This is a genomic window from Ramlibacter sp. WS9, from assembly GCF_003797765.1.
Lineage (GTDB): Bacteria > Pseudomonadota > Gammaproteobacteria > Burkholderiales > Burkholderiaceae_C > Ramlibacter.
Window position 1 is genome coordinate 99,906 of sequence record NZ_RKMB01000003.1, and the last position, 23,769, is coordinate 123,674.

Here is a 23,769-nt window from a genome sequence, read left to right on the forward strand (position 1 = left end):
ACAATGGTTTCTGGGGTTTGTATTGATTCAGTGGGAGCGCAGATCTGACAAGAACTTCTGCGCCCGCTCGCTCTTCGGCCGGCTGAAAAAATTTTCGGGAGTGTCGGTCTCGACCAAACGGCCTGCGTCCATGAACCACACCTTGTCGGCCACTTCCCGTGCGAAGTTCATCTCGTGGGTGACGCACATCATGGTCATGCCCTCGCGCGCCAGGCTCTTCATCACTTGCAACACTTCGCCCACCATCTCCGGGTCGAGCGCACTGGTCGGTTCGTCGAAGAGCATGGCCGGCGGGTCCATGGCCAAGGCCCGCGCGATGGCCACGCGCTGCTGCTGGCCGCCGGAGAGCTGGCCCGGGTACGAGCCCGCCTTGGCGGCAAGGCCGACGCGCTCGAGCAACTCGCTTGCCCGCTGTCGCGCCTGCGTCTTGCTCTTCCCAAGCACGTTCGTGGGGGCCAGCATGATGTTCTCGGCCACCGACAGGTGCGGGAACAGGTTGAAGCTCTGGAACACAAAGCCGACGTGGCTGCGAAACTTGTTCAAGTCGAGCTTTGGAGCATGAACGTCTTGTCCGTTGAACTCGATCCTGCCGCCCTGAATTTCCTCCAGTCGATTCACAGTTCGGATCAGCGTGGACTTGCCGGAGCCCGAGGGCCCGCAAACCACGACGACCTCCCCCTTGGCGACATCCGCGGTGATATCGGTCAGCGCCTGGAAGGTGGAGCCATACCACTTGTTGACGGCATTGAAGACGATCATCTTCTTGCCGCCCTCGGGAGGAGAGGTCTTTTCCATGATGAACCTTTGTGAAAGCGAAGGAGCGTTACTCGACCGGCTGGAGCACCGCTGTCGCGGATGCCGGGGTTCGCGGCGCAACATCTTGATGGCCCGCTCGTTTTCTGGCGATGCGGCGCTCGAGGTGGCGAGCCAATTGGGTCAAGGAGAAGCAGACGAGGAAATAGATACCCGCAAGGAGGATGAACACCTGGAACGGCTTTGTGAGCAAGGTGTTGTTGACCTGGTTCGCGGCGAATGTCAGTTCGTTGACGCTGATGACGTAACCCAACGAGGTTTCCTTGATGGTCGAGACGAACTGGCTGACCATGGCCGGCACCATGTTGTAGAGCGCCTGGGGCAACACCACCTTGAAGGTCGTCTGCATGTAACTCAGGCCCAGTGCGCGTGAAGCTTCCGTCTGCCCCCGTGAAAGCCCCTCGATGCCAGCGCGGATCACTTCCGCGAGGTATGCCGCCTGATAGATGACCAGTGTGACGACCATCGTCGTGAAGCCACTTACCGTGTGTCCGGTCAACGCGGGCAGGAAGAAGTAGACCCAGAAGATGAACATGATGAGCGGCACGCCACGCACCACGTAGACCACCGCCGTGGCCGGGGCCCGCAACCAGCCGATCGGGCTGACCCGGGCCAGGGCCAGAACCACCCCAAGGGGGAAGGCCAGCGCCAAGCCGAGGACGGACAGCAGCAGCGTGATCGCGAGCCCGCCCAACGGGCCGTTTGGATATTGCCCGATCAGCAGCAACGTCCAGTTGTCACGCAGAATGTTCAGGATATCGCTCATGGCTTACCTCGCCTGAATGCGCAAGCGACGTTCCACCATTTCGCCGGCGGTCATGATCAGCAGCGAGATGCCTAAGTACGCAGCGGTCGCCATCAGGTACACCTCGACGGTGCGAAACGACTGACTCTCGATCTCGCGAGTCGCGTAGGTCAGTTCCGCAACGCCGATCGTCATGGCGAGGCTGGTGTTCTTGAAGAGCAATACCGTGTGGCTGACCAGGGTCGGCATGGCAGTTCGGATCGCCTGTGGAAGCACCACCAGCCGGCTGGCCTTCAGGTATGACAGCCCGAGGGCTCGGGCCGCTTCGATCTGCGACTTGGGGATCGAGCGGATGCCCCCGCGAAGGTCTTCCGATATGTAGGCCCCCATGGCCAGGCCGACCGCGATGAAAGCGAAGACGAATTCGCTGTGGTGGGCGTTGAGCCACTGCTGCCACGCGCCTGGAAGCAGCGTTGCCACGCCAAAGTACCAGAGGAAGATCTGAACCAGCATCGGTACGTTCTGGTGGTATTCGACGTAAGCGGCGACGAAGCCCTGAGCGACGCGACTGCTGGTCATTCGCACCACCGCGAGCACGATGCCGACGACCATCGCCAGAATCCACGCGAGCAACGTGAGTTCGAACATGGTCACCATGCCGTCCAAGATCATCTTCAGATACTCGGGGCGCATCAGGACCGAGAAGTCCAGTCTGGCGTTCATGAAGCTGTGATCGGTTGAGTGATCGCGGCAAATGGGGCGCTGCGCTGCCCGTCAGCCTTTGATCGGCTCGATCTTGAAGCTGCGCGGCATTTTGAAGATGGTGCTCATGCCCATCCACTTGTCATAGATCTGCGCCGCCTCACCCGACTTCTCCATGGATTCCAACATGCCATTGACGTGCTTGATCAGCGCCGTCTCGCCCTTTCGCATGCCAACGCCCCACGGTTCCAACAGCAGCGACGGTTCGAGGATCACGACCGGCGACGACGCCTCGGACTGCTGCTTAAACTTGACGAGAGCGAGCTCGGACAACACGAAGCCTTCGACCTTGCCTTGTTGCATCGCCAAGAAACCGCTTGGCGGGTCCTGGAAGGTGACCGTGGTTGCGGTCGGCAATGCCTTGCGTACCGCCAACTCCGAGCTGGATCCCTTGGTGGCGCTCACGCGCTTGCCGGCCAGATCCTTGACGCTGGTGAAGCCGCTTTCTTTTCGGGCGGCAATCTTTTGCTGACTGGCGAAATATTGATCGCTGAAGGCGATCTGCTCGGCGCGCTCGGGCGACCAGCCGAGATTGGCGATGACGACATCGACTCGCCCCTGCTGCAGCTCGGGAATGCGTGCGGCGACGGCGATCGGCTTGAGATCGAGCTTCACGCCGAGCGACTTGGCCACAGCCTTGCAGAAATCAACGTCATAGCCCTGGATCTCGCGAGTCTGCGGATCCGGGAAGCTGAAGGGCTCCGAGGTGCCGAGCGTGCCGCAGGTCAAGACACCCTTCGCCTTGATGTCGGCAAGCTGGTCAGCACAAGCTGAGCCGGCTGCAAGGGTCAAGGCGCAAGTAACGAAGGCGATTCTGGCGTTCATGGTGGTCTTTCAGAGTTCGGTGGCCGGGGTGGGGGTGCGTGATGTCCAAATTCTGGGCGAGCAGTAAAATTAAAAAAAGCGATATTTGGGCATAAAAATCCATCGAAAAAAGCGATGCCGTCAGGGTTAACGTGAATAAGGTGAATCCACCATGACGTTCAAGCAGCTCGAGGCTCTGTACTGGATTGCGCAGTTGGGGGGGTTTTCCGCCGCCGCCCTCAAACTTCACACCACACAGTCAGCCGTATCGAAAAGGGTGCAGGAGTTGGAACTGCTGTTCGATACGGAGTTGTTCGACCGCAGTCAGCGCAGCGCGCGTCTCACGGAAAAGGGGGAGGAAATGTTCGTGCTGGCCAAGAAGCTGCTCGAACAGCGTGACGCGGCCATTGAGCAATTCAGCCGGCCCGAGGTGATCGAACGGCGCGTACGGATCAGCGTCACTGAAATGACCGCGTTGACCTGGTTGCCGCAGCTGGTGAATCTGATTCAGCGCTACTACCCCAAGGTCGTCATCGAGCCCGATGTAGACAACGCCATCAGTCTGAGGGACAAGCTGCTAGCCGACGAGGTTGACCTTATCGTCCTGCCTGACGCGTTTGAGGACACGCGCTTCTCTTCGAAAGTACTCGGCAGCGTGGAATACGCGTGGATGTGCAAGCCCGGCATGCTCGACTCAAGCAAGCGCTTGCGGGTTCACGAACTGGCGACCCATCGACTACTGGTGCAGGGGGAAAAGTCAGGCACCGGGCTTCTTTACGCACGCTGGTTCAAGGCGCTCGGGTTCCAGCCCGCGAGTGTCATCACCAGTAGCAATCTGGTTGCACTCATCGGCATGACGGTTTCGGGGTTGGGCGTTAGCTACCTTCCCCGGCAGTGTCTCGACCCGCTGGTTGCCGCAGGCATGCTCGACGTGATCAAGACTACCCCCGCCCCGCCTGCTGTGACCTATGTTGCCCTACACAAAGGAGGGCAACGAAGTACGCTCGTCTCTTCAATCATCCTGATGGCCCAGGAGTGCTGTGACTTCACGCGCATGCTTCAAACTTCCAAGATTGCGCCAGGCGCGGGGATCTAGTTTCGCCTGAAAACGCTCAGCGATCGCCAGTCGCAACCAAGTCAGGATTCAGCGCCCGGATGCGCTCGTCCGTGTAGTAACCGCCGTACTCCGTGTATCGCAGGAAGGGGCGCCCACACGCCGCGCACGCCCAGACGTCGCAGCGGTTGTAGGGAAACCAGGCCGGCGCGATGGGCGCATCGGCTGACCATCCGTGGGTTCCGGCCGGGTGATACTCCGCGACTGTGGGTTCTTCGTTCTCGGAGTTCTTCAGAGTGCCAACGCACCGCAGCAGTGCCCGGTCGAAGCCGCCGGGCAGAGACTCCCAGCCAGCACAGACGAGTGCGTTGCAATCGTCGCATGGCGGCCCACCTTGGGCGCTTTGGCCCAGCGCGAGGAGGTCGTCGACCGTCAGTAGGGGAACTCGTGGATGGTCAGGCATTCTGTGTGTTTGGGAAAGCGGTGCAAAAGTACATGGTCGCGAGCGCGCCTACTCTGTCAGCCAACCACACCGGCCAACACATTGCCGCCCCAAGCTGACACATTTTGCCATCCCCGCTGAGTCTTTCAGCCATTGTGCCCGGCACGCGCGCGTCGGGATACTTGCGGAGCCCGCACACCACTCGGGGCATCAGCAAAACGAAGGAGACATTGCGCGATGAATTTCTTGCAGTACGTGCTTGCCGTAGCCACGGCAACGATGACACTGGGTGCATCCGGCACGGAGAATCGGGCGTTGCCACTCGAGATTTCGAGCCTCAGCAACCGGGCTGATCTGCTCAGCGGTGGCAATGCGTTGGTCGAGGTCCGGCTGCCGGCGAAGGCCGATCCTCGCTCGTTGAGAGTTCGACTCAACGGAAAAGATGTCACAGCCGCGTTTGTCGCTGGAGACAAAACGCATCGGCGAGGTCTGCTGGACCAGCTTGCGATCGGCCGCAACGTCATCGTCGCTCGGGCCAAAGGAGCCAGAGCGGCAGAGCTGGTCGTCACGAATGCGCCTCGCGGCGGCCCTGTGCTGGCCGGGCCTCAAGTGACGCCCTATGTGTGCGCCACGCGGGCAGCCCGCGCCGCAACGGCCACCACGGCCGCGACAAACGCCAGCGGCTTCAGCACTGAAGCGGTGGACGCGCAATGCAATATCGCCACCGAAATGTCGTTCTTCTATCGCAGCACGCAAGCCGGTTGTTCGATGGCGAGCCCGAACCCGAGCCCGCCGGCCACCGCGCCCGCCAACGCGTGCTTCAAGCCCTACGCCGTGGGAGCTGCCGTGCCGGTTGACCTGGCAACCATCACCACGGACAAGGGACTGCAGGTGCCCTACATTGTGCGGCTCGAGCGCGGCGTGATCAATCGCGGTATCTACGAAATGGCAGTTCTGTTCGATCCCGCGAAACCGTGGAGCAGTGGCCTCGCACCGCAAAGCACCTGGAACGGCAAACTTGAATTCGTTTTCGGCGGGTCTAGCGGCCAGGCCCGCCGGCAGTTCCGGCCCGCGAGCCTGTGGAACCATGACGCGGCGCTGGCCAAGGGCTGGCTCGTCGCCACCAACAGCCTGATCGACGCTTCACGCAATTCCAATCGCGCGGTGATGACCGATACCGTGATGATGATGAAAGAAGATGTCATCGAACGCTACGGGCCTCTGAAGTACACGGTGGGCAACGGCTGCTCCGCCGGTTCCATGACGGCCCTGACCATTACATCCACCTTTCCCGGCCTCCTGGACGGCCTGCTGATTTCGTGTGCCCTGAACGACCCCGAGTCGTCCAACCAGGAAAGCGTCGACTGCGGCCTGCTGGTCGAGGCCTACGACAAGCCGCGCTGGCGCGAGCTGATGGCCTCGGGCGGCTACAGCCTGGCCGATGCCAACCGCAAGAAGGCCGCCATCAACGGCCACGCCGATCACACGGCCTGCATCGGCTGGTACAACAGCTTCGGCCCCAACAAGCTCGCGGGCAACTTTGAGACCGTTCGCGAAGTCATCCCCGCCAACAGGGAGAGCGGCGTGATCACCGAGCGCTCGCTCCCGGAGCCGACCAACCTGTGCCAGTTGCCGGTGAGCCAGGTCTTCGACCCGATCAAGAATCCGAGCGGCCTGCGCTGTTCGCAGTGGGACCATGCGGTCTCTGTCTTCGGCAGACGCACGGACGGAGCGGCCAACTCGACGCGGGACAATACCGGCGTGCAGTACGGCCTGAAGGCGCTCGTCAGCGGGACGATCAAGCCCGAAGAATTCGTCACCCTCAATGAAATCATCGGCGGTGTGAACCGAGATGGATTCAGCGTGCCGGAGCGCGCGGTGGCCGACACCTCCGCGCTGGAAACCGCATACCGCAGCGGGCTGATGCCCGACTACAAGCTGGTCGCCAGGGTACCGATTCTTGACTTTCGCGGGTACGACGACAGCTTGACTCCACCGGTCGCGAACACTGGGCGCACCGGGCTGCATCAGATCTGGAAGAGCTTTGCCAACCGGGAGCGGCTCGTGTATGCCACCGCAACGGCGGGCAACTACGCGATGTGGCGCTACGGCATCAGCCCGAAGGGCTTCATCCCGAGCGACGCGATGGCCGATGAGGGATTTGCCGTGATGGACCAATGGCTGGCCAATCTGAGCGCCTTGAACCGCGGGACGCTCGAATCCCGAGTACTTGCCTCCCGTCCCGCCACGGCAGCGGATCACTGCCTGCTCAGTACCGATGCAATGCAATCCACCAAGGTCGCGGATCCAGCGGCCTGTGATGCGGACCCGCTGCTGCGTCGCGGCATGTCGCCGCGCGAGGCCGCCGGCGGTCCCCTTGCGAACGACATCCTCAAGTGCCGGCTCAAGCCGGTCGCTGCCGCAGACTACGCGCCTGTTGAGCTGAGCGCCACCCAGCTCAATCGGCTGCGCGCAAGTTTCCCCGATGGCGTCTGCGACTACAACAAACCAGGTGTCGGCGCGCAGCCGTCGTGGGGAGTGACGAGCTTCGCATCGCGGCCCGGTGGCCAGCCGCTGCCCGCCGCGCCTGTGTCGACGCCGCGGTGAATCCCCACGCGCGCTGCGACGGGCGGCGCAGCGCAGCGTAGATGATGCAATATTGGGTGCCAGTTGCGCTTGGTCAAGCTGGGCAGGTCGACCCGACTCAGGTACGGCACGCAAGGCGTTGATGCTGTCCTCACCGAACAACGCGTTCCATGTGTGCACGGTCTGGCGCGCCACGCCCACGGCCAGCGCCACCTCGGCGCAGCCCTTGCCCTTTTTGCCGCATCCGCCCGGTGCGCAACCGCTTTCTCGCTGCTTTGCTCAATCGCTTTTGCACCATGCCCATATTCTCCAGGAACAAGCCTGAAGACATAACGCACGGGGCGGGTGGCGCAATGGTCGTCATGTTTTTAGAGAGGATCAACAGTCGACACGGACGAATTGCGGCTTGTCGCCGCATGTCGCCGGTCACACGCACGTGTTAGGTCGTACAGGGGCGAACAAACCTAAGCGCGAAGTCCCTTGTACTCGGCCTAAGTCGCTCCAGGACTTACCGCCGGATTGGGCGCATCGTGGAGACTGGGAGCACCCGACGAGTTCTTCGGCCGGCCGCGATCGGGCGAGTTGCCGCTTGGCGCGCAAAGGCGATGGCGAGGATCAAGTCGCGCCTGGACAGGTCAGTGGTGCTGACGGCCTTCGGGTGCTGCAACCTGCGCGGCCGCCGACGACAGCACAAGGCGCACCAGATCGGCCTGCCGGCTCGCTCCAGTCTTGGCCTGCACCTGCTTGAGCTGCCAGCGCACCGTTCCCACCGTCACGTGGCGCTGCTGCGCATATTGCTCCAGAGTGTGACCGGCGACGATGGCCTGGACCAGGAGCGATTCCGCGCGTGTCAGATCGAACAGGCTCATCAACGCAGGCACCGGTATGTCTGCGGTGCTCGCGCCCGTCAACAGGACCAACACCGAAGCCTTGCCGCGCGCGCAGGCATCGGTTGGCGCTAGCGGCTGTATAGCCACGTGCAAGGCTTGCTCGCCACAGGCGAGCGACAGATAGCGCCCATCGCTCAATGCGCCGGCTCCGGCCACGTCGGCGATGTCCTGGTGGAGCGATCGAGTGGCCGCCGGCGCAGGCGCCAGCAAGCTGCCTGCGTGCAGCCGCAAGGCCTGCCCCCCGTGCAGCAGGGCCTCCGCGCTGCGATTCATCCAGCCCACACGAGCATCTGCGCCGCAGACGAGCACACCGCAGCGCAGCCGGTCGAAATACTGACCCAGCCTTGCGCCGAAATCGCTAGCGTCCTGCAGGCGCCCACCAAGTTCGACGGCTTGGCCAAGATGGGGCAGCAACGCCGAAAGCCGGTGGATCTGCGCCTTGGAGAAGTCCCTCGTATCCGATGCCGCGCGATGCAAGGCCACGCCCAGGTAGCTGTCGGAGCCCAGCGGGCGCAAGGAGCCGACGAAAAGCCCTAACCCCATCTGGGCCAGCGACTCTTTCAACTGGTGCCGCTGGCTGTCTTCCCACTCGAACAGGTCCTCGTCACGGGCGATCCGGTTCAGACCGCGCAGCGCCCTCCTCGCGTCCAGGCGCGGGTTGCGCTCATCGGAAACGGCAGATTGGTGCAGCGCCTCGGCGCTGTGCGTGCGCGAATCCTGCACCGACCAGCAGGTTCGCAGTCGCACGCCGTCAGCCTTGAAGGTCTGTACCACCACTGAGTGGGCGCCAGTTTCCGCGCAGATGCCATCCAGCACGCGAGGCCAGCGCGCAGGTTCGGCCGCGCACGCGTACAGGTCGAGCAGCAGCGAATCCGAGGCCATCGCAGTCGCGGCCATGGCTTGCTCCGTTCAGTCGAGGCTGAAGCCCGAGGCCCGGATGATGGGCTGCCACTTGCCGATTTCGGCGCTGGTGAGCTGGCTCAGCTCCTGCGGCGTCGATGGCGTGGGTTCGAGCCCCAGGTTGCGCAGGCGCTCCTGGACATCTGGCAACGCCAATACCCCGCGGATGGATTGGTTCCACTGCTGGATCACGGCGGGGCTCGCCTTGGGAGGCACATACAGCCCGATGAAGCCCTGCCCCACCACTTCGGGGTAGCCCAGCTCTGTGAAGGTCGGCACGTCGGGCAGTTGCGGAATCCGCTTCGCTGCCGATACCGCGACGATGCGGATCCGTCCGCCGCGGTGATGCTCCATCAAGTCCCCCACGGTGCTGATGCCCGCGGAAACCTGCCCTCCCGCCAGGTTGGTGACGATCGGCGCGGTGCCCTGGAAAGGCACGTGAACCATGTCCACGCCGATCGCGCGGCCCACCACGAGGCCGAAGAAGTGCGGAGGGCTGCCCGGTGCGGGCGAGCCGAAGCTGGCACGCGCCGGGTTGGCCTTGGCCCAGCGCACGTAGTCGGCGAAAACCGCGGCCTTCGGGTCTTCGCCCACCGCAAGGGCAAAGGGAAATTGGACCAGCGTCGAGACCGGCACAAAGTCACGCGCCGGGTCGTAGGTGAGCTTCTTGAACACGATGGGTGCACTGACGGAGATGGTGTCCGGCGCGATCATGACGACGCTGCCGTCTGCGGGCGCGTTCTTGAAAGTATCCACCGCCAGCCGCCCACCGGCGCCTGGCCGGTTCTCGACCAGCACGGGACGTTTGAGGTGCGTTTGCAACTTCTCTCCGAGCAGCCGCGCAATGGTGTCCAGCGAGCCGCCCGGCGGGAAGCCGACGACTATCTTCACCGGCCCGCCCTCACCCGTTTGCGCGCGCGCCGGATTCACCCAGGCGGTGAACACCAACGCCGCACACACCAGCCACGCCGCGCGGCGATTGGACAACATGACATCCGACGACATGAACGCGCTCCTTCGGGAGGTAATTGGGCGAGTAGGCTTGCAGCATTCGCCGGGGCCGGCGGACGACTGCATTGAAGCGTTAAATCGTTTCTTTGTCAACAATCTTAGTTACCATCAAGCCATGGCTACCTCCTTCGACTGGCGATTTCCCTATGCGGCGCAAAAGGCGCCCGTTCTGGCGCGCAACCTCGTGGCAACCTCCCAGCCGCTGGCTGCGCAAGCGGGCCTTCGCATGCTGCTCAAAGGCGGCAACGCCGTGGACGCCGCAGTGGCGGCCGCGGCCGCGCTCACCGTCGTGGAGCCGACCATGAACGGCATCGGCGGGGACCTGTACGCACTCGTGTGGGACGGCACGAAATTGCACGGGCTGAACGCGACGGGCGCATCGCCGGCCGCATGGCATGCGCAGCAGTTTCAGGACTACGACGCGATGCCGATGAAAGGCTGGGACAGTGTCACGGTGCCCGGCGGCGTGGCCGGTTGGAAAGCGCTGTCGCAACGTTTCGGCCGACTGCCCTTTGCCGACTTGTTCGAGCCCGCCGTCGCGTACGCGACCGAGGGATTTCCGGTGTCGCCTTTCATCGCGAGCGTGTGGCGGGAACTGGCCGACCTGGTGGCCGACCAGCCCGGTTTTGCGCCGGCGTTCCTCCCGCAGGGGCGGGCACCAAGGCCGGGCGAACTCTGGAGATTCCCCGAACAGGGCCGCACCCTGCAGGCCATCGCGGAATCCGGCGGCGAAGTGTTCTACCGCGGCGCGCTGGCCGAAGCCATTGTGGCTTTCTCCGCGCAAACTGGGGGCTGTATAAGCCTCGACGACTTGGCCGGGCATGAGGTCGAATGGGTCGAACCGCTGGCGCAAAGCTACCGGGACTTCGTGCTGCACGAGATCCCGCCCAACGGCCAGGGCATTGCCGCCTTGATGGCATTGGGCATCCTGGAGCATTTCGACGTGGCCGCGATGGGACTGGACAGTGCGGCTGCGTGTCATGTGCAGATCGAAGCCACGAAGCTCGCGTTCGCCGACCTCTACGCCCACGTGAGCGATCCACGGACCATGCGTGTTCCGAGCAGCGCGCTCCTGTCGCCGACCTACCTCGCACAACGCGCGCGAACAATCGACATGGCCAGGGCCGCGGCGCCGGTTGCCGGCGCACCGGCCGAACGTGGCACCGTCTACCTGACCACCGCGGACGCCAGCGGCATGATGGTGTCGCTGATCCAGTCCAACTACTGGGCCTTCGGCTCCGGGCTGGTCGTGCCCGGCACCGGCATCTCGTTGCACAACCGCGGGGCCAACTTCGTCCTGCAGCCGGGGCATCCGAATGAGGTGGCACCGGGTAAGAAGCCGCTGCACACCATCATCCCCGCTTTCGTCACCCGGGATGGGGCACCGGTGATGTCATTCGGGGTGATGGGTGGGGCCATGCAGGCGCAAGGCCACTTGCAGATGATGAGCCGGCTGGTGGACTTTGCACAGAACCCGCAGGCCATGAGCGACGCGCCGCGCTTCATGGTGGGGCCGCAGGACGGCTCCCTCAGCGTCGAACAGCACATGCCGCCGGCCGTCGTCGATGGCCTTCGCGAACGCGGTCATCGCCTCGAGGTATCGCCCACCGGTCACCTGAAGTTCGGTGCGGCCCAGTTGATCCACCGGCTGGAGGGTGCGGGCTATCTCGGCGCTTCGGACGGCAGGCGCGACGGGCAGGTCGTCGGCTTCTAGTTGAGCGGCGCCCCAAGCCGCGAAGGCCCCCTCGGGGGGCAGCGACCCACACGAAGTGGGGGAGCGTGGGGGCCAGCCCTTCACAGCTCCAAACTGCGCTTCATCAGCTTGTCGAGGATGATGTCCAGTTGCCGGTGTTCGTGGTCGTCCAGCGCCTCGAGGTACCAGGCTTCGCGGGCGGCGGCGGCAGGCAGGATGTCGGCGCACATCTTCTCGCCCTTGGTCGTCAGCGACAGGATCAGCTTGCGGCCGTCGGCGGGATCGTCCACAGTCTCGATCATTTTCAAGTCGACCAGACGTCGATGCGCTCGTGACGCACGGGCCTTGTCCATGCTGGTGCGGTCCACCACCTCGTTGAACACCAAGTCACCGTAGGCATAGAGCGCCATCAGGATGCGCCACTCTGGGATCTGCAGGTCGAACCGCGCTTCGAACAGGCGGCCGATAGACTGGGAGACACGATTGGCCACGACGGACAGCTTGTAGGGGATGAAGTCCTCGAGCTTGCCCATCGGTCCCAGGTTGGGGCGCTTCACGGTGACGCGCTTGGCCGCCGGGGCGCGTGGCTTCTTCTTCGCGGCAACGGTCTTCCTGGGGGCGGGGTCTCTGGCCATGCTCATGATCGAACGATGCTAACAGGACAAGCCTGGTCCGCGCGCCTCAGTCTTTGATCGCTCCCCTCCCAAATGAGGGGTGAAACGAAAGCTCGCCTTCCCTACGATGAGTCCACTTCAAAGACCACGAGGAGAGAGAGATGACCCCCACGTTCAAATACCGCCGGCTTTCGGGCCACGCCTTCGCGCTGTCCCTGCTGGCCGCCGCTGCCGCACCGGCGCACGCCGTCGAGAACGGTGCCCCGATCACGCCCTTCGGCGTGTTCGACTTCGGCGCCGGCCAGTTGCCGCCTCCTTCCGAGATCGCCACCGTGGGAGTGCGGGCGGCAGTCTATCGTGCCAGCGAGCTGCGCGACAACGCGGGCAACGTATCGCCGGTGGGAGCGAAGGTCAGAGTCGACAGCGTCGGCGCAGCCATCATCAAGATGACCGACCACAGCTTCATGGGCGGCAAGTACGGTTGGGGCGCCGTGATCCCGGTGCTCAACATGGGCCTGGATCTGGCCATCCCCACCCCGGTCGGCACCGTCAACGTGTCCGGCCGCAACACGGCCGTCGGCGACATCCAGCTCATTCCGCTGATGGTGCAATGGACGCCCTCCCCTGGCCTCTTCACCAACGCGAGCCTGCAGCTGCAACTGCCCACGGGCTCCTACGACAAGAGCCGTGCGATCAACGCCGGAACCAACCACTGGACGGTGGTGCCGACCTACGCGTTCACCTACATCACTTCGGGCGGCTTCGAGGTCTCCTCGAACTTCCAGCTCAATTTCAACGGCCGCAACAAGGACACGGACTACCGCTCGGGCGTCGAATACCAGCACGAGTTCGCGCTGGGCCAGCACCGGGGCCCGTGGACCTTCGGGCTGGGCGGCTACTACTACCAGCAGCTGACCGACGACAAGGCACCCGGCCTGCCGAACGGCAACCGCTCGCGCGTCGCGGCACTGGGGCCTGTGGTCAGCTTCTTCGAACTCGGTTCGGGCCTGCCTCTGGTGTGGGTCCACGCGTACAAGGAATTCGGCGCCCGCAACCGCAGCCAGGGCTCGCAGCTCACGGTCCGGGCCGCCTGGACGTTCTGACCCGATCGCGAACGAGGAGCAAGCACCCATGCCCAGACAGTCCACCGGCTCGGCCGATCTTGTGTTGCGCAACGGCGCGATCTACACCATGGACGCCGCCCGCCCCTGGGTCGAGGCGCTGGCCATTCGCGACGGCCGCTTGTTGGCGCTGGGTCCGGAGGCGCAAGTGCGCGCGGCGGCCGCGCCGGATGCCCGCGTGGTGGACCTGCACGGGCGCATGGCCATGCCCGGCATCGTCGATGTGCACAGCCACTTCGTGTGGGCCGGGCGCGCCGAGCTGTATGAAACCACGTTCCCCCCTATCCTCACCCTCGAGCAAGTGCTCGACCAAGTGCGCCAGACAGCGGCCAAGCAGCCGCCCGGCGCATGGGTGGTCGGCGGCATCTGGGGCAGCGGGCTGATCGGCGAGCTGACCGCGCAAGCGCGCCTGGCACTCGACGAAGCCGCGGGCGGACGCCCCGTGATGCTGCGCGACGACTCGCACCACAACCGCTGGGCCAGCACGGCCGCATTGCAGCAGGCCGGCATCGACGCATCCACCCCCAACCCACGCAACGGCGAGATCGTGCGCGACGCGAGCGGTGAGGCCACCGGCCTGCTGCTCGAGTCGGCCTCAGCGCTGGTGGAAGCGGCGGTCGCCAAGGCATTGGCGGCCTCGCCACAACTGGACTTCAATGCCGCCGCGCATGCCATCCGGCGCTTCAATGCCTGCGGCGTTACCGCCACGCAGGAAGCGTTGACCACTCGGGCCGTACTGGAAGCCATCAAGTCCCTGGAAGGCGCGGGCCAGCTCACCGCCTGGGTCGTGGGCAGCCTGCCGGTGGTCGAGGCGCCCCTGGCGCCCGGCGAATGGGGCGAGACCCTGTTCGCGCTGCGCGACCACTACCGCAGCCGCCACTTCCGGCCCGACGCCGGCAAGATCTTCCTCGATGGCGTTCCGACCTCGCGCACCGCGGCGATGCTCGAGCCCTACCTGCCCGATGCGGCACATGGCTGCTGTTTCCGCGGCGGCACCACACTCACGGTGCCACAACTCGCGCGGGCGCTGGCCGACTGCGAGGCACGCGGCATCGCCGTCAAGATTCACTGCGCGGGCGACGGCGCCGTGCGCAGCGCGCTCGACGCGGTGGAAGTCCTGCGCAGTTTCAACGGGCCCGGGCTCGCGCACCAGATCGCGCACGCGAGTTTCATCGCCGACGACGACGTGCCGCGCTTTGCCGCGCTCAACGTCGTGGCCGACCTGTCGCCGATGCTGTGGTTCCCCGGTGTCATCGTCGAAGCCATCCGGGCCGCCGTGCCGTCCGAGCGCGTCGAGCGTTTCTGGCCCAACCGGGATCTGATGGAGGCCGGCGCGCTGATCGCGGCAGGTTCCGACTGGCCGGTGGTGCACGACCCCAGCCCCTGGGCCGGCATCCAGGGCATGGTCACGCGACGTGACCCGACCGGCCGGTTCCCCGGCGCGCTGTGGCCCGAGCAGGCGCTGGACCTGGCGTCGGTGCTGCGTGCCTACACCATCAACCCGGCACGGGCGATGGGCCTGGCGGACGAGACCGGCTCGCTCGAAGTCGGCAAATCGGCCGACCTAATCGTGCTCGATCGGCACCTTTTCGAAGTCCCGCCCGAAGAACTCGCCGCCACTCGTGTGCTCAGCACCTACTTCGAAGGCCGCGTGGTGCATGAGGCCGGCTCGTGAGCGCCGCCGCCGACGTGCGCCTTCCGGTCACCGTGCTCACGGGCTTCCTGGGCAGCGGCAAGACGACGGTGCTGAACCACTTGCTGGGCCACCCAGAACTGGGCGACAGCGCCGTCATCATCAATGAATTCGGCGAGGTGGGCCTCGACCACCTCCTGGTCGAGCAAGTCAGCGAGAACCTGCGTGTGCTCAATAGCGGCTGCCTGTGCTGCACCGTCCGCGGCGACCTGGTCGACACCCTGCGGGAGCTGGAAGCGCGGCGCACGCGCGGAGACGTCGCCCCGTTCTCCCGCGTCATTGTCGAGACCACCGGGCTGGCCGATCCCGCGCCCGTCCTGCACACACTGATGGCCGATCCCGCGGTGACGCCGGGCTATCGGCTCGAAGGCGTCGTGACCACAGTCGATGCGGTCAACGGCTTGGCGACGCTGCAACACCATCCGGAAGCCGTGAAGCAGGCGGCGGTGGCCGACCGGCTCCTGTTAACCAAGACCGACCTGGCCGGCACGCCGCAGATACAGGTCCTGGCCGCACGGCTGCAAGCCGCCAACCCCGCGGCCCGCTTGCAGCACGTGGTCGGCGGAGCGATCGCGCCCCGGGACGTCTTGCAGATCGGCTGGTACGACCCCCTGGACAAGTCGTCCGACGTGCGCTACTGGCTGGCGCGCGAGGCGCATCACGGCCACCAGCGCGAACACAGTCATGGCCATGCGCCGCACCGGCATGACCACGCCGGCCGCCATGGCGACCGCATTCGGGCGCACTGCTTCATCTCGGACGAGCCGGTGCGCGAAGCAGCATTCACCCACTGGCTCGAACTGATGGCCGCGATGCGCGGCGAGAAGCTGCTTCGCGTCAAAGGACTTGTGCACTTGGCCGAGCGTCCCGAGCAACCCCTGGTGGTGCACGGTGCGCAGCACGTCTTCCATCCGCCGCGCTACCTGCCCGCATGGCCGTCGACGGACCACCGCACTCGTCTTGTCTTCATCACCGACGGCCTCGATCGCGCGGACATCGAACGCACGCTGTCCCAGTTCGCCGGCTTGCGCACCGCCGGCTCCCCGCATCCTGCATGACACGGAGACTCACCCCCATGAACGCAAAGTCCATCTCGAAGAAACACACTACCCCCGCCGTCGATCTCGGGCGGCGCCGCTCCATCGCGCTGACGGGCGCCGCCCTCGCGTTTCCGCAGCTCGCGCTGGCCCAGTCGCGTCCGATCAAGATCGGCTACATCACCGCCCTGTCGGGTGTGCGGGCCGCGTTCGGCGTGGCCGACGAATGGCAGCTGGCGAGGATGCGCGAGATGCTCAAGAACGGCATCGAGGTGAGCGGCAAGCGCCATGCAGTCGAGATCGTGCTGAAGGACAACCAGTCCGACGCCAACCGCTCGCAGCAAGTGGCCAGCGACCTGGTACTGCGCGACAAGGTCGACCTGATGCTGGTCCAGGACGGCGACGCGGCCACCCCTGCGGGCCAGCTGTGCGACGTGCATGGCATCCCCATGATCAGCACGATGACGCCCTGGCAGGCGTTCCTGTTCGCTCGCGGCGGCACGATCGGCAAAGGCTTCCCGTTCTCCTTCAACTTCTTCTGGGGCGCCGACGACGTGGTGAAGAACTTCGTCGCGATGTGGGACGGCGTCAAGACCAACAAGGCCGTGGGCACGTTGTATGTCGACAACCCGCCGGGGCAGGCTTTCGCCGATCCCCTGCGCGGCATGCCGCCGGCGCTGCGCGACGCCGGCTACAACCAGGTCTCGTCCAGCTTCTTCAAGGTCGCCACCGACGACTTCTCGAACCAGGTCGCAACCTTCAAGGCCAAGGAGGCCCAGATCGCGTCGGGCTTCATGTTCGAAAGCCACTTCGCCACTTTCTGGAAGCAGGCGCAGCAGGCCGGCTATCGGCCCGAAGTCTGCACCATCGCCGGTGCCTTCCTGTTCCCGAGCGCGCTGAAGGCCCTTGGCAACGCCGGCAATGGCATGTCCACCGAAGTGTGGTGGACGCCGAACTATCCGTTCAAGTCGTCGCTCACCGGCCAATCGGCGCAGGCGCTCGCGGCCGATTGGGAAAAGTCCACCGGCAACCAATGGACGCAACCCCTCGGCTACGCCCATGCGCTGTGGGAAACCGGCATCGCCGCCCTCAAGACGGCGGCCGATCCGCTCGACCGCAAGGCAGTCAGGGACGCAATCCGCGACATGGTGCTCGACACCATCGTCGGCAAGGTGGACTTCAAAAACAGCCCCATCAAGAGCGTGGCGAAGACCTCGCTCGCCGGCGGGCAGTGGCGGCGCTCGGCTGCGGGAGCGCGCTTCCCGTTCGAGCTGCAGGTGGTGAGCAACCCGACCGCACGGCACATCCCCGTCGGCGCCGAGTTCAAGCTGCTGTCGCAGTTGGCCTGACGCGAACGCCATGGTCCTCGTGGTCGACGGCCTATGCAAGGCCTATGGCGAAGTGGTGGTGGCCGATGACGTGAGCTTCTCGCTGGCCCACGGGGAATGCCTGGGCGTGATCGGGCCCAATGGCGCCGGCAAGAGCACGCTGTTCCACCTGCTAGCCGGCGCGGTGACCCCCGAGCGCGGCAGCATCCGCCTGAACGGTAACGAGCTCGTGGGGCTGCCGGCGCACCGGCGTGCCCGCATGGGCGTTGCGCGGGCTTTCCAGATCCCACAGCCGTTCGCGCATCTGACCGTCTACGAGAACGTGCTGGCCGCGGCTTCGTTCGGTGCCGGCCTGCGCGGGCGCGCCGCGGCCGACGCGGCGGTGGCCGCCCTGGAACGTACCGGATTGCACGATCGGCGCTCGATGCTGGCAGGCGCATTGCCGCTGCTGGACCGCAAGCGGCTCGAGGTTGCCAAGGGAATTGCCGCCGCGCCCAAGCTGCTGCTGCTCGACGAAGTGGCCGGCGGACTGACGGAGCGCGAGGTGCAAGCGATGGTGGAACTGGTGCGCGAACTGAAGCAGTCTTACGCGGTGATCTGGATCGAACACATCCCGCACGCCCTGAAGGCCGTGGCCGATCGGGTGATGGTGCTGCACTTCGGCCGCAAGCTGCTGGAGGACACGCCGCAGGCGGTGATGGACAGCGCCATCGTGCGCGAAATCTACATGGGGATACCGGCCGATGCCGCTGCTTGAACTCGAATCCGTGGAAGTTTTTTACGGCGATCTGCAGGCAGTGTTCGGCGTGTCGCTGTCGTTGGCGCAGGGCGAAGCCCTGGCTTTGATCGGCGCCAACGGCGCGGGCAAGTCGACCTTGCTCAACGCCATCACCGGCCTCGTTCCGGCGCGCGCGGGCGTCGTTCGGTTCGATGGCGAGTCGATCGCCGGATTGCCGGCGGAGAAAATCGCGGCGCTGGGCATCGCGATGGTGCCCGAGGGGCGGTTGCTATTCCCCTCGCTCAGCGTCGAGGAGAACCTGTTGATGGGCACGCTGACGCGGCGCGCCGGTCCCTGGAACCTGGACGCGGTGTACAGCCTGTTCTCGATGCTGCACGAGATGCGCAATCGGCCCGCAACGCGGCTGTCGGGCGGGCAGCAGCAGATGGTCGCGATCGGGCGCGCGCTGATGTCCAACCCACGACTGCTGTTGTGCGACGAGTTGTCGCTCGGCCTGGCGCCGCTGGTGATCGAGGAGATCTACCGCGCGTTCGAGCGCATCCGCGCAGAAGGCCTGTCCGTCATCCTGGTCGAACAGGACGTGGCGCGCGCCTGCAAGGTGTCCGAGCAACTGCTTTGCCTGTTGAAAGGGCGTGTCACCCTGGCCGGCCCGGTCTCGCAGTTTTCACACAGCCGCATCGCAGCGGCCTACTTCGGGGAATGAGGCCACCATGGACTGGATCGCCACCATCATCAACGGCGCCCTGCTGGGTGGCCTCTACGGACTGTTCGGCCTCGGGCTCGCGCTGGTGTTCGGCGTCATGCGCGTGGTCAACCTCGCCCACGGAGAGTTCATCGTGATGGGCGCCTACCTGGGCGTCTTCCTGGTCGCCTCGATGCCGCAGGTCCCGCCGTGGCTCATGATCGTGCCGGTTGCGCTGGCCGGCTACGCACTGGGCTGGGGACTGCAGCACAGCGTGGTCAACCTCGCGCAACGCACCGGCGACCCGCTGACACCGTTGATGCTCACCTTCGGCCTGTCCGTCATCCTTCGCAACGGCATGGTCGAACTCTTCGGCGCCGACTCCCGTGCCATCGACGGCGGCGCCCTCACCAGCGCCGGCTTCGACCTGTTCGGGCTGCGCCTGGGCGTCTATCCGCTGCTGGTGCTGGGGCTGGCCATCGTGTTGTTCGGCAGCCTCCAGTGGCTGTTGAACCGCACCGAGTTCGGCCGCGTGGTGCGCGCGACGGCCGACGCGCCACCTGTGGCCCGCCTGATGGGCGTGGCGCCGGGCCGCGTGTTCAACCGCGTGATGGGTCTGTCGCTGGCCTTCGCGCTGGTCGCGGGTTTCCTGCTCGCGCAGCGCACCTCGTTCACGCCGTTCTCCGGCGCCGAGCGCATGCTGGTGGCGTTCGAGGTCGTCATCATCGGTGGGCTCGGCTCTTTCTGGGGCGCGCTGATCGGCGGCGTGGTGCTGGGCATCGCCCAGCTGGTGGGGCAGAAGTTCGATCCGAACGCCGGGCCCTTGTACGCGCACCTGCTGTTCGTGGCGACGCTGGTGCTGCTGCCCAAAGGCCTCGCCGGGGAGCGCAAGTGAACAAGCAACGGATGGCGAGCCTGCTGGCCGCGGCGGTGGCTGCCGCCGCCCTGGCGGCCATGGCGCCGCGTTTTGCCGACGCCGGCGTCTTGCGCCTGTGCGCGGAGATCCTGCTGGCGATCTGCATGGCCCAGATGTGGAACCTGCTCGCGGGCTACACCGGCCTGTTGTCACTGGGCCACCAGATTTTCGTCGGCATTGGCGCGTATGTCCTGTTCGAAGGCTCGCAACGCCTCGGGGTGGCGCCGTACTGGTTGCTGCCCGCGGCCGGGTTGGCGGGCGGATTGGCCGCCGCGCTGATGGCGCCGGCGCTGTTCCGGCTGCGCGAGGCCTACTTCTCGATCGGGCTGTGGGTGTTCGCCGAGATCGCCTACCTGGCCGTTTCGAAGGCACCGTTTCTCGGCTCGTCGGCAGGGCGCACGCTCGACCTGTCGGCCATCGACGACCCGGAGAAGTTCCAGGCGATCTCGTTCTGGGTGGCCTGCGCCATCGGCGCATGCGCGTTGGCCGGAGTCTATGCCCTCATGCGCTCGCGCCTGGGCCTCGCATTGATGACCGTGCGGGACAACGAACTGGCGGCACGCAGCATCGGCGTCGACGTCTGGCGGGTGCGGCTGCCGGCCTTCGTCGCTTCGGGCTTCGGCTGCGCGCTGGCGGGCGCCGCCTATTACATGGGCGGCATGTTCGTCTCGCCCAACGCGGCTTTCGACATCAACTGGGTGGTGATGATGATGTTCGCCACGCTGATCGGTGGTGTCGGCAGCATCGAGGGACCGGTCATCGGCGTGCTGGTCTGGTTCGCGCTGCGCGAGCTGCTCGCCACCTGGCTGGGGCTGCCCGGCGGCTGGTACCTGATCGGCATGGGTGCGGTCGCCATGGTGGTGAGCCTGGTTGCACCGCGCGGCATCTGGGGCCTGGCACAGCGCCGCTGGGGCTGGCGCGGTTGGTCCGTCACACGGCGACCGCCCGCTGCGGTGGAGTGAAACACATGTCAAGGAGCCTTCGAATGCCCGGTTTTTCCAACACGCCCACGCGCGTCCGCCACGTGGCTCACGTTGCCGCCATTGTCCTGGCCCTGGCTTGTCCCGCCGCGTGCGCAGCCAAGGACGCAGGCACCATCAAGGTCGGCGCCATCAGCACGCTGACAGGGACGGGGATCTCCACGGAGGCGGTCCGAGGCGCCAAAGCGTATTTCGACGCGCTCAATGCGGCCGGGGGAATCCGCGGCAAACGCATCGTGCTGGTTTCGGAGGACGACCGGGCCGAACCGCAATCGGCCGCGGCCGCCGCTAACCGGCTGGTTGCCGACAAGGACATCGTGGCGATGGTCGGCGGCTCCAGCGTGCTCGAGTGCGCAGTGAACCACAAGCTCTATGAGGAAGCCGGGCTGATGTCCCTCCCGGGCGGGGGGATCGATCCCCTGTGCTTCGGCTCCCCCAACATCGCGCCTGTCAACGCCGGACCCTACGTCTCGCTGGCCAATGGACTGACATTCGCGCGAACCGTGCTGCGGCATGAACGCCTGTGCGTGGTCTCGCCGGCGCTGCCTGGCATGGTGGAGGCATTCCAGCAAGCGATCGACCAGTGGGCCAAGACCCAACGCGTGCCCAGTCCACCGATGGAAATCTTCCAGCTGGGCGATCCGATGGAGCCTGTCGTGAAACGGGTGGCGGCGCGAGCCTGCCAATCGCTCGTGTTCACCGGACCGAACGTGGTCGAGTGGGCGCGCAGTTCGCGGCCACTGCTGCCGGGTGTGGAACAGATATTCCTGACGCCGGCGTACACCACTGTCGTGACCCAGGCGCTGGGTGCCTCCGGCGAAGGCATCTATGCCATCGCGGAATTCGAACCCTGGACAAGCCGGTCGCTGCAGCTTAATGACTGGCGCGCGTTGATGACCGCCAACAAGGTACCGTTGAGTTCGCTCTCGCAAGGCGGCTACTTGGCGGCCCAGATGTTCGGTAAGGCGGTACGCGGAATTAGCGGCCCCATCACACGCGAAACCGTGGCCAAGGCGCTGCGCGAGATGGCGCCGGTGTCGAACGCCTTGACCGCTTCGCCGTTCGTCGTCGGGCCCGGCCGGTCACACAATCCGAACAACAGCGGGATTCCGATGCAGTTGAAGGACGGCCAGTGGCGCGTGGCGCATTCGAAGTGGATCAGCTTCGAGATGCGCTGACGCGCGTGGAATCACGCTCCATCCCGCGCAGGATTCAAGGCGCGGAATGCACCAACCTTCCCTGGAAGAAGGTTCGCTGCACCTGCGTGAGATGGATCTGCTCGACCGGCACCTTGAACACATCGCGATCCAACACGATGAAGTCCGCAGACTTGCCCGGTTCGATGGAGCCGGTTTCGCGCGCCAAGCCCATGGCCTGCGCGCTGTTGATGGTATAGATGCGCACGGCCGTTGCTAGGTCGACCGCCTGATCCGGCCCAAGCACGCCGGGAATCTCGCCGAGCGGATTCTTTCGCGTCACCATGCCTTCGATTCCTATCCACGGATTGGCTGTCGGCTGGCCAGCCGGCCAGTCCGAGCCGCCGGCCACCAGGGCCCCGGCCGTCACCAGCGACTTGATGGGAAAGATGCGCTTGGCACGAATTTCGCCGATGGCCATCGCCGTCGCGATGTTCAGGCCCGTCGGAAACCACAGCATGGGTGACAGGTCCGCTGTGACATTGAGCTTCCTGAAACGCGGCAGATCACTGTCGGCGATGAAGCTGGCATGGGCGATCTGGTGGCGTGGTCCTTTCGGTCCGTTGCGCTTGCGGACGGCTTCGACTGCGTCCAGCGCCTGATGCAACGAGGCGTCGCCGGTGGCGTGCATCTTGGCTGCCACACCCTGCTTGTCCAGCACGGCCAGCATCTCTACCAGTTGAGCGAAGGTGTAGGTTGTCCTGCCGCGGAAGTCCGATCCATGCTCATGATCCGGCAGGTAGGGCTCGATGAAGCTTGACGTGCGCGCGGGCGGCACACCATCGAGAAACAGTTTGGCAAAGTCCGGCCTGACGTTCGCCGTTCGATAGCTGCCGCGCGCGCCGACCAGGGCCATGCCATTTCGGTCCCCCGTCTGCTCCGGCTCCAGCATCGACACAGACGCGACAACGCGCAGCGAAAGCGCCTTGCTGCGATCCGCCTGCGACCAGAGGCGCAGGCTTTGCTCTGAGCTGGCGGCGTCTTGCACGCCGGTGATGCCATAGCCGTTCAGCGTGCGGCTGGCCGCCTCGACTGTCTGACGCATTTGATCGGCGGTGCGTGGCGGGATCAACTTCTGGACTTCGGCGAAGGCCGGAAACTCCTTGAGCAGGCCCACGGGCTGTCCCGTCACCGCGTCCTTGACGTAGCTCCCATTGGGTGGATCCGCGCTCTGCGCGCTGATGTTCGCGCGTTGCAACACGTCGCTACTGACCCAGCGATTGTGGTAAGTCTCGTCGCGCAGCACTGTGGGATGGCCCGCGCTCGCCTTGTCCAATGCCTCCAGCGACGTGCTCGACGCGATCTGTCCGAGCAGGCGGCTGCTCCAACCCCCGCCGACAATCCACCCTCCGGGGGCGGCACGCTTTGCGCACGCTGCCACGCGTTCGAGCACCTTCTCGAGGTCGTCGGATTGCGCCATGTTGCAAGCGAACAAGTCTTCGTACGCGCCGCTCAAGGGGTGTGCGTGCACGTCGTTGATGCCGGGCATGGCCATTGCCCCTTTCAGGTCGATCACCTGGGTCTTGGGTCCGATGTGGCGCGCCATGTCGGAGTCGGAACCGACGGCAATGTATCGGCCATTGCGCACCGCGAACGCTTGAGCCCAAGGCTTGGCCCCCTGCACCGTGTAGATGGCGCCGCTGCGCACCACCAATTCGGCAGGGGTAGCGGCCTGGGCGCGCACCAGCGCCGTGGGCATGGCCAGGCCCAACGCGAGCGCCACGTGCAGCGTCAAACGCTGCGTTGTTCGATCCGATTTCATG

At 65.3% G+C, this 23,769-nt stretch carries 20 protein-coding genes; 12 read left to right on the forward strand and 8 right to left on the reverse strand.

The genetic code is table 11. The features are described 5' to 3' along the window. Positions 1-27 precede the first annotated feature (27 nt). From EEB15_RS06415 to EEB15_RS06430, 4 genes are all read right to left on the reverse strand, one after another. Complete coding sequence (locus tag EEB15_RS06415; protein WP_141509306.1) at positions 28-759, reverse strand: amino acid ABC transporter ATP-binding protein; 732 nt, start codon at positions 757-759, stop codon at positions 28-30. A 64-nt stretch (positions 760-823) separates the two neighbouring features. Next, the gene (locus tag EEB15_RS06420; protein WP_199236484.1) at positions 824-1,570 is read right to left on the reverse strand and encodes an amino acid ABC transporter permease; all 747 of its coding nucleotides are present in this window, start codon (positions 1,568-1,570) and stop codon (positions 824-826) included. Positions 1,571-1,582: 12 nt separating this feature from the next. Further along, positions 1,583-2,281 carry an amino acid ABC transporter permease gene (locus EEB15_RS06425; RefSeq protein WP_141508831.1) on the reverse strand — a complete coding sequence of 233 codons (699 nt, stop codon included), beginning with the start codon at positions 2,279-2,281 and terminating at the stop codon, positions 1,583-1,585. Positions 2,282-2,332: 51 nt separating this feature from the next. Beyond that, on the reverse strand, positions 2,333-3,145 hold the full coding sequence (locus tag EEB15_RS06430; protein ID WP_141508833.1) for an ABC transporter substrate-binding protein: 813 nt from the start codon (positions 3,143-3,145) through the stop codon (positions 2,333-2,335). Positions 3,146-3,296: 151 nt separating this feature from the next. On the opposite strand from EEB15_RS06430, the gene EEB15_RS06435 reads away from it, so the two are divergent. Then, positions 3,297-4,220: a LysR family transcriptional regulator gene (locus tag EEB15_RS06435; RefSeq protein WP_141508835.1), complete on the forward strand. Its 924-nt coding sequence runs from the start codon at positions 3,297-3,299 to the stop codon at positions 4,218-4,220. A gap of 637 nt (positions 4,221-4,857) precedes the next feature. Then, positions 4,858-7,227, forward strand: coding sequence for a DUF6351 family protein (locus EEB15_RS06440; protein WP_141508837.1), 2,370 nt, complete (start codon positions 4,858-4,860; stop codon positions 7,225-7,227). Between the two features lie 614 nt (positions 7,228-7,841). Here the strand turns inward: EEB15_RS06440 and EEB15_RS06445 are convergent. Continuing rightward, a complete protein-coding gene (locus EEB15_RS06445; RefSeq protein WP_141508839.1) occupies positions 7,842-8,993 on the reverse strand; it encodes a helix-turn-helix transcriptional regulator in 1,152 nt (383 codons plus the stop codon). Between the two features lie 12 nt (positions 8,994-9,005). After that, on the reverse strand, positions 9,006-10,001 hold the full coding sequence (locus EEB15_RS06450; RefSeq protein ID WP_158290013.1) for a Bug family tripartite tricarboxylate transporter substrate binding protein: 996 nt from the start codon (positions 9,999-10,001) through the stop codon (positions 9,006-9,008). 121 nt (positions 10,002-10,122) lie between these two features. On the opposite strand from EEB15_RS06450, the gene EEB15_RS06455 reads away from it, so the two are divergent. Continuing rightward, positions 10,123-11,721 (forward strand): gamma-glutamyltransferase family protein, encoded by a 1,599-nt coding sequence (locus EEB15_RS06455; protein WP_141508843.1) that lies wholly within the window; start codon positions 10,123-10,125, stop codon positions 11,719-11,721. Between the two features lie 80 nt (positions 11,722-11,801). Here the strand turns inward: EEB15_RS06455 and EEB15_RS06460 are convergent, their stop codons facing one another. Further along, entirely contained in the window at positions 11,802-12,341 is a 540-nt protein-coding gene (locus EEB15_RS06460) for a MarR family winged helix-turn-helix transcriptional regulator (protein WP_141508845.1), read from the reverse strand. Positions 12,342-12,475: 134 nt separating this feature from the next. Here EEB15_RS06460 and EEB15_RS06465 point away from each other — a divergent pair, with 134 nt between their 5' ends. From EEB15_RS06465 to EEB15_RS06505, 9 genes are read left to right on the forward strand one after another with little or no spacing between them, the layout of a single operon-like run. Beyond that, positions 12,476-13,417 carry a transporter gene (locus EEB15_RS06465; RefSeq protein ID WP_141508847.1) on the forward strand — a complete coding sequence of 314 codons (942 nt, stop codon included), beginning with the start codon at positions 12,476-12,478 and terminating at the stop codon, positions 13,415-13,417. 28 nt (positions 13,418-13,445) lie between these two features. Further along, positions 13,446-15,110, forward strand: coding sequence for an amidohydrolase (locus EEB15_RS06470; protein WP_141508849.1), 1,665 nt, complete (start codon positions 13,446-13,448; stop codon positions 15,108-15,110). Then, complete coding sequence (locus EEB15_RS06475; protein WP_141508851.1) at positions 15,107-16,186, forward strand: GTP-binding protein; 1,080 nt, start codon at positions 15,107-15,109, stop codon at positions 16,184-16,186. Before EEB15_RS06470 ends, EEB15_RS06475 begins: the two co-directional genes overlap by 4 nt. Positions 16,187-16,203: 17 nt before the next feature. Continuing rightward, positions 16,204-17,514 carry an ABC transporter substrate-binding protein gene (locus EEB15_RS06480; protein ID WP_141508853.1) on the forward strand — a complete coding sequence of 437 codons (1,311 nt, stop codon included), beginning with the start codon at positions 16,204-16,206 and terminating at the stop codon, positions 17,512-17,514. Between the two features lie 10 nt (positions 17,515-17,524). Further along, positions 17,525-18,250: an ABC transporter ATP-binding protein gene (locus tag EEB15_RS06485; protein ID WP_141508855.1), complete on the forward strand. Its 726-nt coding sequence runs from the start codon at positions 17,525-17,527 to the stop codon at positions 18,248-18,250. Continuing rightward, on the forward strand, positions 18,237-18,935 hold the full coding sequence (locus EEB15_RS06490) for an ABC transporter ATP-binding protein (RefSeq protein WP_141508857.1): 699 nt from the start codon (positions 18,237-18,239) through the stop codon (positions 18,933-18,935). The genes EEB15_RS06485 and EEB15_RS06490 overlap by 14 nt, the downstream gene beginning before the upstream one ends. A gap of 7 nt (positions 18,936-18,942) precedes the next feature. After that, the gene (locus EEB15_RS06495) at positions 18,943-19,809 is read left to right on the forward strand and encodes a branched-chain amino acid ABC transporter permease (RefSeq protein WP_141508859.1); all 867 of its coding nucleotides are present in this window, start codon (positions 18,943-18,945) and stop codon (positions 19,807-19,809) included. Next, entirely contained in the window at positions 19,806-20,792 is a 987-nt protein-coding gene (locus EEB15_RS06500) for a branched-chain amino acid ABC transporter permease (RefSeq protein WP_233259380.1), read from the forward strand. Before EEB15_RS06495 ends, EEB15_RS06500 begins: the two co-directional genes overlap by 4 nt. A gap of 23 nt (positions 20,793-20,815) precedes the next feature. Further along, positions 20,816-21,988 carry an ABC transporter substrate-binding protein gene (locus EEB15_RS06505; RefSeq protein ID WP_158290014.1) on the forward strand — a complete coding sequence of 391 codons (1,173 nt, stop codon included), beginning with the start codon at positions 20,816-20,818 and terminating at the stop codon, positions 21,986-21,988. Between the two features lie 34 nt (positions 21,989-22,022). Here EEB15_RS06505 and EEB15_RS06510 read toward each other — a convergent pair whose 3' ends face one another. Further along, complete coding sequence (locus EEB15_RS06510) at positions 22,023-23,768, reverse strand: amidohydrolase (RefSeq protein WP_141508862.1); 1,746 nt, start codon at positions 23,766-23,768, stop codon at positions 22,023-22,025. Position 23,769: the final 1 nt, after the last annotated feature.